The organism is Mycobacterium sp. NTMscope_MAC_269 (assembly GCF_976985695.1).
This window is the reverse complement of record NZ_OZ335668.1, coordinates 3,545,457-3,557,627: the sequence shown is the minus strand read 5'-3', so window position 1 is coordinate 3,557,627 and position 12,171 is coordinate 3,545,457. Positions and strand designations below refer to the sequence as shown.

Below are 12,171 nucleotides of genomic sequence, written 5' to 3'. Positions count from 1 at the left end.
CGAGCACAAGCGCGGTCACCGCGCGGTCTCCGCGGTGGTCGGGATGGCTGCCGTAGTGATGAGAGGTGCGGCGCCGTCGCGTCGCTGCGTCGCCGCGGGTCCTACCTCACCGCATCGCCGCTCGGCGGCGGCAAAGTCGCCGGTTCCTTCGGCCGCTGGTCAGGCGGGTGCAGGCGTGCCGGGCCAGCTATGGATGTTGATTCTCGCCTGGCGAGAAGATAGTTTTCATTTTAGTGATCTTGGCACGGGACAGCGTTTCGCCGAGGCTGTGATCGATTCGGTGAGACCGACGGAAGGGACGGCCATGAACAAAGAAGACATGATCCTGATCAGCGTCGACGACCACACCGTCGAACCGCCCGACATGTTCAAGAACCATCTGTCGAAGAAGTACCAGGACGACGCGCCACGGCTGGTGCACAACGCCGACGGGTCGGACATGTGGAAGTTCCGCGACACCGTCATCCCCAATGTCGCGCTGAACGCGGTGGCCGGGCGCCCCAAGGAGGAGTACGGCATCGAGCCGACGGGGCTCGACGAGATCCGGCCGGGTTGTTACAACGTGGACGAGCGCGTCAAGGACATGAACGCCGGCGGCATCCTGGCCTCGATCTGCTTCCCGTCGTTCCCCGGCTTTGCGGGGCGCTTGTTCGCCACCGATGACAACGACTTCTCGATCGCGTTGGTGCAGGCCTACAACGACTGGCACATCGACGAATGGTGCGGCGCCTACCCGGCACGGTTCATCCCGATGGCGATCCCGGTCATCTGGGACGCCGAGGCGTGCGCCGCCGAGGTGCGACGGGTCGCCAAGAAGGGCGTGCACGCCCTGACGTTTACCGAGAACCCGGCCGCGATGGGTTACCCCAGTTTCCACGACGACTATTGGGCCCCGCTGTGGAAGGCGTTGTGCGACACCGACACCGTGATGAACGTGCACATCGGTTCTTCGGGGCGCCTGGCGATCACCGCGCCCGACGCACCGATGGACGTGATGATCACGCTGCAGCCGATGAACATCGTGCAGGCCGCCGCCGACCTGTTGTGGTCCAAGCCGATCAAGGACTACCCGGACCTGAAGATCGCGCTGTCCGAGGGTGGGACGGGCTGGATCCCCTACTTCCTGGAGCGCGCGGACCGGACCTTCGAGATGCACTCCGCCTGGACGCACCAGGACTTCAACGGCAAGCTGCCCAGCGAGGTTTTCCGCGACCACTTCCTGACCTGCTTCATCAGCGACAAGGTCGGCGTGGCGCTGCGCAACATGATCGGGATCGACAACATCTGCTGGGAAGCCGACTACCCGCACAGCGACTCGATGTGGCCGGGTGCGCCGGAGGAGCTCTGGGATGTCTTGTCCATCAACAGCGTTCCCGACGACGAGATCAACAAGATGACGTACGAGAACGCGATGCGCTGGTACTCGTTCGACCCGTTCACGCACATTTCCCGCGAACAGGCGACCGTCGGCGCGCTGCGCAAAGCCGCCGAGGGGCACGATGTGTCCATCAAGGCCCAGGGCCACGAAAAGGACGGCCGAGGCGGCTCGTCCTTCGCGGATTTCGCGGCCAACGCCAAAGCCCTTTCGGGTAACAAGGACTGATCTGGCGAGCAGACGCAGAATCGCACTGCTCGGGCGAGATTCGTGCGATTCTGCGTCTGCTCGCGCTGAGGACGAGGAGTGCCACCAGTGGGTGGAATGAACTTTGAGCTGACCGAGGACCAGGAACTGATCCGACGGTCCGTCGCGGAGTTGGCGCGCAAGTTCGACGACCAGTACTGGATGGAAAAAGACCAGGCGCACGAATTCCCGACCGAGTTCTACCGCGCCATCGCCGAAGGCGGCTGGTTGGGGATGACCATCCCCACCGAATACGGCGGCCACGGCCTCGGCATCACCGAAGCGACCATCTTGCTCGAGGAGGTCGCCAAGTCCGGCGGCGCCATGAACGCCGCCAGCTCGATTCACCTGTCCATCTTCGGCATGCAACCCGTGGTGGTGCACGGCTCCGATGAGCTCAAGGCACGGACGCTGCCCGCGGTCGCGACCGGCGAGGTTCATGTCTGCTTCGGGGTGACCGAACCCGGTGCGGGACTTGATACTTCGCGCATCACCACGTTCGCCAAGCGCGACGGCGACAAGTACATCGTCAACGGTCGCAAGGTGTGGATCTCCAAAGCGTTGGAGTCCTCCAAAATCCTGTTGCTCACCCGGACCCAGAGCTATGACGAGGTCACCAAGAAGACCGACGGGATGACGCTGTTCCTCACCGACCTCGACCGTAGCCGGGTCGACATCCGCCCGATCCGCAAGATGGGCCGCAACGCCGTCAGCTCCAACGAGCTGTTCATCGACAACCTCGAGGTGCCGGTCGAGGACCGAGTCGGCGAGGAGGGCAAGGGATTCCAGTACATCCTCGACGGTCTGAACCCGGAGCGGATGCTGATCGCCGCCGAGGCCCTCGGTATCGGCCGGGTGGCGCTGGAGAAGGCGGTGAAATACGGCAACGAGCGCGAGGTCTTCGGGCGGCCAATCGGGATGAACCAGGGCCTGCAGTTCCCGCTCGCCGATTCGCTGGCCCGGCTCGACGCCGCCGAGCTGATGCTGCGCAAGGCGACCTGGCTGTATGACAACGGCAAATCCTGTGGGCGCGAGGCCAATACGGCCAAATACCTGTGCGCCGATGCCGGCTTCACCGCCGCCGATCGGGCGTTGCAGACTCACGGCGGCATGGGTTACGCCGAGGAGTACCACATCACCCGCTACTTCCGCGAGGCCCGGCTGATGAAGATCGCGCCGGTAAGCCAGGAGATGATTTTGAATTTCCTGGGAGCCAACGTGTTGAAGTTGCCGAGGAGCTACTGATGCGGGGCGGCTGCCGCCGGTCGACGGCGGCATGGTGATGTGACGCGCGCTCGACACCGATGACTTCCGCTTTTGGGGCCGACGGCCCGCTGTTGCTGTCGGACGACCGCGACGGGGTGCGCACACTCACCCTCAACCGGCCGCGACGCAAGAACGCGATCAACCCGCAATTGTGGGTTGCATTGCGCGATGCGCTCGATGCCGCCGGTCGTGATCCGCGCGTGCGCGCACTCGTGCTCACCGGCTCCGGGGGCAGCTTCTGCTCGGGAGCGGATATCTCGATGCCCGAGGACATCCATCCGAAGTACAAGCTGCAGCGCCTGACCGACGTGGCGCTGGCGTTGCATGAGCTTTCGATCCCGACGATCGCCAAGGTGACCGGGGTGGCCGTCGGGGCGGGATGGAATCTCGCGCTGGGTTGTGACTTGGTGGTCGCGACCCCGGAATCGACGTTCTGTCAGATCTTTTCCAAGCGTGGCCTGTCGATCGACCTCGGCGGTTCCTGGCTGCTGCCCAAAATAGTTGGCCTGCAACAGGCGAAGCGGCTCGCCTTGCTGGCGGACACAATCGACGCCGCGGAGGCGTGCGCGCTGAACCTGGTGACCTGGGTGGTGTCGGCGGCAGAGATCGACGCCTTCGTCACGGATCTCGCCGATCGGCTGGCCGCCGGACCCCCGATCGCGCTCGCCCACACCAAGGCGTTGCTCAACGAGGGCGCCGACCGCACCTTGCGCGAGGCGCTGGCCGGCGAGGCCCGCGCACAGGGAGTCAACTTCGCCACCGCGGACGCCGCGGCGGCCTATGTCGCTTTCGCGCAGCGGCGGGAGCCGTCGTTTACTGGTCGGTGGGCCCTCTCGAAATCCGGCGCGGAGCCGGATTCGGGCGAGAAACAATCGGAGTAGAGATATGCGTGAAACAGTCATCGTCGAGGCCGTGCGGACCGCGGTCGGGAAGCGCAACGGCGCCCTTTCCGGCATGCACGCCGCCGACCTGTCCGCGGTCGTCCTCAACGAACTCGTGGAACGCACGGGCATCGGGCCCGAGATCATCGACGACGTGGTGTGGGGCTGTGTCTCCCAGGTGGGCGACCAGTCCAGCAACATCGGCCGCTACGCCGTGTTGGCCGCCGGCTGGCCGGAAAGCATTCCCGGGACCACCGTCAACCGCGCCTGCGGTTCCAGCCAGCAGGCGCTGGACTTCGCCGTGCAGGCGGTGATGTCGGGCCAACAGGATGTCGTCGTGGCCGGCGGTGTCGAGGTCATGAGCCGCGTCCCGCTCGGTTCGGCGCGCGCCTCCGGCATGCCGTATGGCCCGAAAGTGCTTGCCCGCTATGACGATTTCTCCTTCAACCAGGGGCTGTCGGCGGAGATGATCGCCACAAAGTGGGGCTTCTCGCGCACCCGGGTCGACGAATACAGCGTCGAGTCCCACGAGCGGGCCGCCGCAGCCCAGGACGGCGGCGCGTTCACCGACCAGATCGTGCCGGTGTTCATCGACGGCGCCGAGAACAACGTCGTGGCCGCCGACGAGGGCGTGCGGCGCGGGAGCAGCGTGGAGAAGCTGGCCGCGCTCAAGCCGGCCTTCGCCGAGGACGGCGTCATCCATGCCGGCAACTCCTCGCAGATCTCCGACGGTGCCGCCGCGCTTCTCGTGACCACCGCCGAGATGGCCGTCGAGCTGGGCCTGACCCCGATCGTGCGGTACGTGGCGGGCGCGGTCACCGGGGCGGATCCGGTGCTCATGCTCACCGGGCCCATTCCCGCGACCGAGAAGGTGCTGCGCAAAGCTGGCGTCGCTCTGTCCGACGTGGGCGTGTTCGAGGTCAACGAGGCCTTCGCGCCAGTGCCGCTGGCGTGGCTGGCGGAAACCGGCGCGGACCCCGCCCGGACGAATCCGCTGGGCGGCGCCATCGCGCTCGGACACCCGTTGGGCGCTTCGGGCGCCGTGCTGATGACCCGCATGGCACATCACATGCGCGACAACGGGATTCGGTACGGTCTGCAGACCATGTGCGAGGGCGGCGGAACCGCCAACGCGACGCTGGTCGAGCTTGTCGGCTAGGGGCGGCCCTCACGAAAAACCACCCCCGGGTGACCCTTGTCACAGCGCGCAAACTAACCTACTGTGTGTTCACTAGGTTGGTTGAGCCGCCAGCCGAAGCCATTCGCTTCAGGGAGTCCAGTTGGCCGTCGCACGGCGCTACGACACGCTTCTCGCCAAGGGCGAGGACCGCAAGCAACGGATCCTCGACGTCGCCCAACGCCTGCTCACCCGCAACGGTTGGCGCAGCACGACGCTCGCCCAGATCGCCGGTGAGGCGGGGGTGACCCCGGCCGGCCTGCTGCATCACTTCGAATCGAAGGAGCAGCTGCTGCACGCCGTGCTCGACGCGCGCGACCTCGACGACGACACACACGCCGACCGGACCGGCGATCTCTTCGACCAGATCGCCCAGGTCGCCGATCGCTTCAACCGCGCACCAGAACTGGTCGGCACGTTCACCGTCTTGCTGGTCGAAAGCATCCTGCCCGACGCCCCACTGCACGACCGCATGCTGGCCAGGCACCGGGCCGCGGTCGACATCATCGCCGAGCAGATTCGGCGTGGTCAGGCCGAGGCCCGGTATCGGCAGGACATAGACGCGGTCGCCAAGGCCGTAGAGATCCTCGCGTTCGTCCACGGAATGGAAACCACATGGTTGCTCGATCCTTCGATACCGCTCCCCGCGGTGTTCAAGCAGTACGCCGAGACACTGGCGCGGGACTTCGCACCCGCGAAGAAACCCGCGACGACATGAGATACCGGCTCGACGTCGTCGCCGCCACGGTCATCGACGTGGTGCGATTCGCCGGCGGCTGGATCTTCGACCGGTCGATGGCGGGATGGGACGTCACGGTGTTGGTCGCGGACCACCCCGATGACCGGCCCCTGCAGATCGTCGGCGCCCAGGTGCTCGATCTCGAGGACGCCCTGACGGCGGTGCATTCACGACCCCGTCCGCAGGCCCTGGCGGCCGCGGCCGACCTGTTCGGCTGCGATCCGCGGGTGCGCCAGGGCGTGCTGCAGGCCCTCGATCACGGCGTCACCGAGGTCACGCTGTGGGGCGAGAACTGGCCGTCCGAACTCGACGAGAGCGTCGGCCTGGTGCAACACCAGCTGAGCATGGCCGCGCAGACGTTCAAGGCCAAGGCGCTGGCGGCCGCGTCGAACGCCGCGGGCGCGCCGCACCTGCCCGTGGGGCATGTCGAGACCTTCCGGAGCGGGCTTTTGGCGTGGCCGTCGGTCGCCGCCGATCTGGTGCCCGCCAGCTGAGCCGGTTTGCGGGCGGCGCGAGGCGCCCATTCCCGCGTGCGCAGCGGGACCCCGCGTTGACGACCACCCCGCCCTATGGAAATGTAATACTCATCTGCGAGAGGCACGTTCTCACTAGCCGAGATTCAAGGAGCAGGAGATGACGAACGAATTCTCCGAGTTGGACTTCTTCCGCGGCAGCGAGCTCATCGAGGACCCGTACCCGTACTACGAGGCGCTGCGCCAGCGGTGCCCGGTCACGCGGGAAAGCCATCACGACGTCACCATGATCACCGGCTGGGACGAGGCGTGCGCGGTGCTCAACGACGCCGAGACGTGGTCGTCGTGCATCTCGGTGACCGGACCTTTCCCGGGCTTTCCGGTGCCGCTCGAAGGTGACGACATCACCGAGATGATCGAGCGGCACCGCGACGAGCTGCCCTTCAGCGACCAACTGCCCACGCTCGACCCGCCGACCCACACCAACCACCGCTCCCTGCTGATGCGGCTGATCACCCCCAAGCGCCTCAAGGAGAACGAGGACGCGATGTGGGTGCTCGCCGACCAGGCGCTCGACGAGTTCCTGGCGCCCGGCCACGGCGAATGGATCAAGGGCTTCGCCGGTCCCTTCACGCTGCTGGTGATCGCCGATCTGCTGGGCGTGCCCATGGAAGACCGCGACAAATTCGTCAAGGGCATCCGCGAACACTCGGGTGGCGGCGTCGGCGGCACCGGCAAGGAATCGCTGGCCCACAGCCCGCTGGAATTCCTCTACGGCCTGTTCTCCGACTACATCCGCGACCGTCGCCGCGAACCCCGCGACGACGTGCTGACCGGCCTGGCCACCGCGACCTATCCCGACGGTTCGACCCCCGACGTCGAAGACGTGGCCCGCGTCGCCAGCAACGTCTTCTCGGCGGGCCAGGAGACCACCGTGCGGCTGCTCGGTGCCGCGCTGCAGACCCTGGGGGAGCGGCCCGACGTCCAGGCGCAGTTGCGCAAGGACCGCAGCCTGATCCCCAACTTCATCGAGGAGTCGCTGCGCCACGAGAGCCCGGTCAAGGGTGACTTCCGGATGAACCGGGTGCCCGTCAATGTCGGTGGCGTCGACCTGCCCGCCGGCACCACCGTGATGATCGTGCAGGCCGCGGCCAACCGCGACCCGCGCCGGTTCGAGGACCCCGCCAGCTTCGACCCGGCCCGCAAGAACGCCCGACAGCACATCTCCTTCGGCCGCGGAATTCACAGCTGCCCGGGCGCGCCACTGGCGCGGGCCGAAACCCGGGTGGCGCTCGAGCGGCTGCTCGACCGCACGACCGACATCAGGATCAACGAGGACAAGCACGGTCCGGCGAACGACCGCCGCTTCCAATATGTTCCGACGTACATCCTGCGCGGTCTGACCGAACTGCACCTGGAGTTCACGCTGGCATGAAGGTCTGGGTAGACGATCAGCGGTGTCGCGGCCACGGGATGTGTCTGACGCTGTGTCCCGACGTGTTCAGCCTGACTGACGATGGCTACGCCGAAGCGATAGATTCCGATGTCCCAACGGAACTGGAAGCCGACGCCCGGGAGGCCATTCAATGCTGTCCCGAGCAGGCGATCAGCGAGAAGTAACTAATCCACAGGCAGGCAAGGAGATTCGGCGTGGCAAAAGGTTATGTCATCCTGACCGAGGCGATCAAGGACCCGGAGGGCATGAAGGCGTACGCCCAGGCGGCCGGATCGGCGATGAGTGGTGCCACGATTCTCGCGGTGGACACCGCACCCAAAGTCATCGAAGGTGACTGGCACGGCGACCAGACCGTCGTGCTGGAATTCGAATCGGTGGACGCCGCGCGCGCGTGGTACGAGTCCGAGGGCTATCAAAAGGCGGCGAAATTGCGCCAGGCGGCCGCCGATTGCAACGCGGTCATCCTCTCCGGATTCTGATCGCTACTCTCCGACGATGGAGATTGCCTGCCGAGGGCACTGACGGACGGCCTCGCGCACGTCCGCCTCGTTCTCCGGTGTGACTTCTTCCTGGTGGACGGTCAACATGTCGTCGTCGCCGAGTTCGAAGATGTCCGGGTTGATGCCCATGCAGACACCGTTGCTCTCGCAGAGTCCCCAATCGACTTCGATCTTCTTCGTCATCGTGGCCCCCTCAACGAAGCACCTTGACGGGCACGTTCTTCCAGCCCGCGACGTTTTGCATGTTCACCCGTTTGCATCCGGCCCAGTCCACCTCGTAGCGCGGCATGAAGTCGAGCAGCCGTTCGAGCGCGATCCTGCTTTCCAGGCGCGCCAGCGCGGCGCCGAGGCAGCTGTGAATCCCGTACCCGAGGCCGAGGTGCTGCGCCTCGGTCTGGTCGCGCTCGATGTCGAAGGTGTCGGCGTCCGTGAAGGCCTCCGGGTCGCGGTTGGCCGCGGCACCGCACAGGAACACCGGTTTGCCCGCCGGAATGACGCCGCCGCTGACGTGCGCCTCTTTAAGGGTGTAGCGAACGTTGTACTGCACCGGCCCCTCGTAGCGCAGTAGCTCCTCGACCGCGCCGGGGATCTTGTCCCGGTCCTCCTGCAGCTTCTGCCACTGGTCGGGGTGGCGGGCGAAGATCACCGCGGCGTTGCCCATCAGTTTGGTGACGGTCTCGGCGCCCGCGCCTCCCAGAAGGGTTGCGAACCCGCAGATCTCGATGTCGTCGAGCTTACGTAGCTGGCCGTCTTCGCCGGGGATCTCCGCCGCGATCAGCCGACTGATCATGTCGTCCTGCGGTTCCTGGCGCCGCTCCTGGACCAGGCTGAAGTAGTACATCGCCGTGTCGATGTTGGCCTGCACGCCGGCTTCGCTGACCTCGATCTGGCCGGGCTCATGATGCAGGCTGGTGTCGATCCAGTGGCGGACCTGCTGACGGTATTCCTCCGGCACCCCGGCCATCCGGGTGATGACCTCCACCGGGAACGGCCCCGAGAAGTCCTGCACGACGTCGAAGTTGTCCGAGTCGACCGCGCCCAGGTACTTGTCGATCACCTCGATGATGGTCTCGCGCTGCGACTGAATCGCCCTGGGCGTGAACGCCTTGTTGAGCAGGCTGCGCATGTGGCGATGCTCCGGCGGATCCATGAAGATGATCGACTTCTGTTCGGCGGTTACACCCCGGCGCACCATCGCCAGGTCGCAGCCGCGCGCCGACGAATACGTCTCGAAGTCCTTGAACGCGGCCGACACGTCTTCGTGGCGGGTCAGCGCGTAGAAGTCCTCTTTTTCGTCGTAATACAGGGGCGCGTCTTCGCGCATCCGCCGATAGATGTCGAACGGATTGTTGAAGTAGTCCTCGGAGTACGGATCGAAGACGACCTTCGGTTTTGTCACTGCATCCTCCTGCGCGGCGAGGTCGGGCTGAAACCTTTACAGCGGAGTCCCTGACTGTAACGCTAACGGTAATACCTTCGTGACGAACCGGGAAGACCAAAACGCTGGCATCTCAAACACTCTTCGCGACGTCGATCGTCGTGATGACGCCCTCCAGCGCACCCAGACCGCTGCCCAGTTCCGCGGCGATGTCGCGGACGACCGCCACGTCCTTGCCGACGAAGTCGCCGGTTACCTCGATGAACGACGTGACGGACCCGCACCCCGCGACGAGGTCCAGCACCCGGCTGGCCGCGCTGCCGTGGCCCAGCGCGGTCAGCAACGCTGATTCGGGCACGCCCAATCGCTCGCCCAGGCGGACGGCCTCCGCGAGCAGCCCGATCTGTCCCGCGAAAAGGGCGTTGTTGACCAGCTTCACCTTCTGGCCGGCGCCGACGGGCCCGACGTGTAGGACCGGATCTCCGTAGCAATCCAGCAGCGGCCGCACCCGGTCCACCGCCGGCTCGGCGCCGCCCACGAACAGCGTGAGCCGGCCGGCCGCGATGTCGTGCGGGCCCCCGCTGACCGCGGCGTCGACGACGTCGACGTGAGCGGCGCGCGCGGCGATGGCTTCGACCGTATTGGGGCTGGCGGTGGTGTGCACCACCAGCGTTGCACCCGACGGCATGGCCGGTAGCAATTCCCCGCCCAGGCACACCTGGCGTACCTGCTCGTCGGTGAACACGCAGAGCACCACCGCGTCGGCGTGTGCGCCGGCGTCGGTCGCCTCCGCGACGACGTGCGCGCCCAGTTGCTCGAGCTCGCGGCGCTTTTCAGCGGTCCGGCCCAGGGCGTGCACATCGTGACCGGCCGCCATCAGGCGACTCATCATGGGACGGCCCATCCGCCCCGCGCCGATGAATCCGACCCTCAACGGGGGTGCTCCATCAGCGTCAGCGCGGCGTCGGCCGCCGCGAGCACGGCGCCGCCGTCGGCGCCGGCCTGATCGGCAAGGTCGACGACCAGCCGGACATCCTTTTGCAACAGCCCCCCGGCAACACCGGCCAGCCGATCCAGCCCGCCGATGCCACCAAGGGCATTGAGCGCAAAGCTGTTTCCGCTGCTGCGCGAGACGACCTCGGTGAGGCGCTCGGGGGCGACGCCCAGCGCGTCCGCCAGCGACAGGGCGGCCGCGGCGGTGGCGAGGTTGGCGGTGAACAGCAAGTTGTTGAGCAGCTTGGTGGTTTGCCCCGACCCCAGCTCGCCGAGATGAACGACCGGATCGGCGTAGGTTTCGAAGACCGGACGGCAGCGTTCGACGGCCTCGGTGTCACCGCCGGCCATCACGAGCAAGCGGCCTTCCGCCGCCGCCCCGCCGCCACCGCTCACCGGCGCATCGACGATCGAAACGCCGACCGCCCCAGCCCGCTTCGCCAGCTCTCGGCACGTCGTGGGATGCACGGTGCTGTGCACCGCGATGATGCCGCCGGGCGCCATCGCCGACAGCAATCCGCCTTCGCCGCCGGTGAGTTGGTCGATGTCGGCGTCGCCGACGACACAGAGGCAGACCAGGTCACTGGCCGCGGCGAGTTCGGCCGGCGAAGCGGCGATCTCGGCCGGGGTGTCGGCGAACGCTTCGAGGGTCGCGGGCCGGCGCGCCCACAGCGTGGTGGGGTAGCCGCCCTCGGCGATCCGTCGCGCCATTGGCCCGCCCTGACTGCCCAACCCGATGAACCCGACGCGCATCAACCGGCCTCCTCGTCCGCCGAGCGTGACGCTGCAGTCACATTCGTGCTCGAAAGTGACTGTGGCGTCACAGTCGAGGAGCCGTCCGGGCGTGAGGCTGCCTCAGCCACGCATTCGTCCGCGAACGCCAGGACCTTGGCGTGGTAGGCGGGCGCCGTGTGGCCCAAACTGATGTTGTGTCCCGCATCGGGCTGTCGATGAACGGTGAACCGGGGTGTTGCGGAGAACAACTCCGCAATTTCGTCCATCGCCGAAGCGTCGTTCTGCCACACCTTTTCGTGCTCCGCGATGCTGAACTGCACCGGCACACGGATGGTGGGGGCGAGCGCCGGGAAATCCTGGCGTGCCCAGTTCGACACCATGCGGTCCTCGTAGGACGGGGCCGTCGGGGAGACCGTCGCCCCGTTGAGAACCTCGGGCGGATACAGGCTTTCGGGCTGCCACAACAGGTCACGCAATCCCGCGGGACGACGTTCACGCGTCGCCGCCTTCAGGATGTCGCGGGCCGCCGGGTGATAGTGCCGGCCGGTCCCGGCCAATTCGATGCCGAGCAGATCCGCGCCGCGCGAGACCCCTCCCTCCGAGGCCATCCGCATGACAAGTTCGCAGCCGCCCGAATGGCCCATCAGGAAGAGCCCGGCGCCGCGAGGCTTTTGCCCGAGGATGCGATCCACCGCCCCGTAGGCGAGATCGACTCGCTGCTCGGGTTCGGCCATTGCCTCCGGATAGGGGGCCGAACTGCCATAGCCGGGCCGGTCGAGTGCGATGACGGTGAATCCCGCTGCGGCGCCGGTGCGTAACAGTGAGGACGACGGGTGGCCGGGACAATCAAAGTACACGGCGGTGGTGCCGCCGCCGTGGATGGCCACGAGCACGGCCTTCGGGTCGGGGGTCTCGGCGACGATCGCCGACATCGGTACCCCGCCGACGATGA

Annotated in this window: 14 protein-coding genes; 9 read left to right on the top strand and 5 right to left on the bottom strand. The window is 66.7% G+C overall.

The genetic code is table 11. The annotated features are described in order from the left end of the window. The first annotated feature begins 304 nt into the window (after window positions 1–304). From ACZ50Z_RS16580 to ACZ50Z_RS16540, 9 genes are all read left to right on the top strand, one after another. A complete protein-coding gene (locus tag ACZ50Z_RS16580) occupies window positions 305–1,603 on the top strand; it encodes an amidohydrolase family protein (RefSeq protein ID WP_464484527.1) in 1,299 nt (432 codons plus the stop codon). 96 nt (window positions 1,604–1,699) lie between these two features. Then, the gene (locus ACZ50Z_RS16575) at window positions 1,700–2,866 is read left to right on the top strand and encodes an acyl-CoA dehydrogenase family protein (RefSeq protein WP_464486275.1); all 1,167 of its coding nucleotides are present in this window, start codon (window positions 1,700–1,702) and stop codon (window positions 2,864–2,866) included. 59 nt (window positions 2,867–2,925) lie between these two features. Continuing rightward, window positions 2,926–3,768, top strand: coding sequence for an enoyl-CoA hydratase/isomerase family protein (locus tag ACZ50Z_RS16570; RefSeq protein ID WP_464484526.1), 843 nt, complete (start codon window positions 2,926–2,928; stop codon window positions 3,766–3,768). A gap of 4 nt (window positions 3,769–3,772) precedes the next feature. Continuing rightward, window positions 3,773–4,927 (top strand): thiolase family protein, encoded by a 1,155-nt coding sequence (locus tag ACZ50Z_RS16565; protein WP_464484525.1) that lies wholly within the window; start codon window positions 3,773–3,775, stop codon window positions 4,925–4,927. A gap of 121 nt (window positions 4,928–5,048) precedes the next feature. Further along, window positions 5,049–5,663: a TetR/AcrR family transcriptional regulator gene (locus tag ACZ50Z_RS16560; RefSeq protein ID WP_464484524.1), complete on the top strand. Its 615-nt coding sequence runs from the start codon at window positions 5,049–5,051 to the stop codon at window positions 5,661–5,663. Beyond that, window positions 5,660–6,178, top strand: a complete 519-nt coding sequence (locus tag ACZ50Z_RS16555; protein ID WP_464484523.1) for a hypothetical protein — start codon at window positions 5,660–5,662, stop codon at window positions 6,176–6,178. The genes ACZ50Z_RS16560 and ACZ50Z_RS16555 overlap by 4 nt, the downstream gene beginning before the upstream one ends. A 139-nt stretch (window positions 6,179–6,317) precedes the next feature. After that, window positions 6,318–7,592 (top strand): cytochrome P450, encoded by a 1,275-nt coding sequence (locus ACZ50Z_RS16550; RefSeq protein ID WP_464484522.1) that lies wholly within the window; start codon window positions 6,318–6,320, stop codon window positions 7,590–7,592. After that, complete coding sequence (locus ACZ50Z_RS16545; protein ID WP_008253680.1) at window positions 7,589–7,777, top strand: ferredoxin; 189 nt, start codon at window positions 7,589–7,591, stop codon at window positions 7,775–7,777. The genes ACZ50Z_RS16550 and ACZ50Z_RS16545 overlap by 4 nt, the downstream gene beginning before the upstream one ends. 30 nt (window positions 7,778–7,807) lie before the next feature. After that, window positions 7,808–8,092, top strand: coding sequence for a DUF1330 domain-containing protein (locus ACZ50Z_RS16540; RefSeq protein WP_067358497.1), 285 nt, complete (start codon window positions 7,808–7,810; stop codon window positions 8,090–8,092). A gap of 3 nt (window positions 8,093–8,095) precedes the next feature. Here ACZ50Z_RS16540 and ACZ50Z_RS16535 read toward each other — a convergent pair whose 3' ends face one another. The 5 genes from ACZ50Z_RS16535 to ACZ50Z_RS16515 form a co-directional block, all read right to left on the bottom strand. Next, the gene (locus tag ACZ50Z_RS16535) at window positions 8,096–8,296 is read right to left on the bottom strand and encodes a ferredoxin (RefSeq protein WP_007777398.1); all 201 of its coding nucleotides are present in this window, start codon (window positions 8,294–8,296) and stop codon (window positions 8,096–8,098) included. A 10-nt stretch (window positions 8,297–8,306) separates the two neighbouring features. Continuing rightward, window positions 8,307–9,512 (bottom strand): cytochrome P450, encoded by a 1,206-nt coding sequence (locus ACZ50Z_RS16530; protein WP_464484521.1) that lies wholly within the window; start codon window positions 9,510–9,512, stop codon window positions 8,307–8,309. A gap of 112 nt (window positions 9,513–9,624) precedes the next feature. Next, window positions 9,625–10,425, bottom strand: a complete 801-nt coding sequence (locus tag ACZ50Z_RS16525) for an NAD(P)-dependent oxidoreductase (protein WP_464484520.1) — start codon at window positions 10,423–10,425, stop codon at window positions 9,625–9,627. After that, the gene (locus ACZ50Z_RS16520; RefSeq protein ID WP_464484519.1) at window positions 10,422–11,237 is read right to left on the bottom strand and encodes an NAD(P)-dependent oxidoreductase; all 816 of its coding nucleotides are present in this window, start codon (window positions 11,235–11,237) and stop codon (window positions 10,422–10,424) included. Before ACZ50Z_RS16520 ends, ACZ50Z_RS16525 begins: the two co-directional genes overlap by 4 nt. After that, entirely contained in the window at window positions 11,237–12,151 is a 915-nt protein-coding gene (locus tag ACZ50Z_RS16515; protein WP_464486274.1) for an alpha/beta fold hydrolase, read from the bottom strand. Before ACZ50Z_RS16515 ends, ACZ50Z_RS16520 begins: the two co-directional genes overlap by 1 nt. Window positions 12,152–12,171 lie beyond the last annotated feature (20 nt).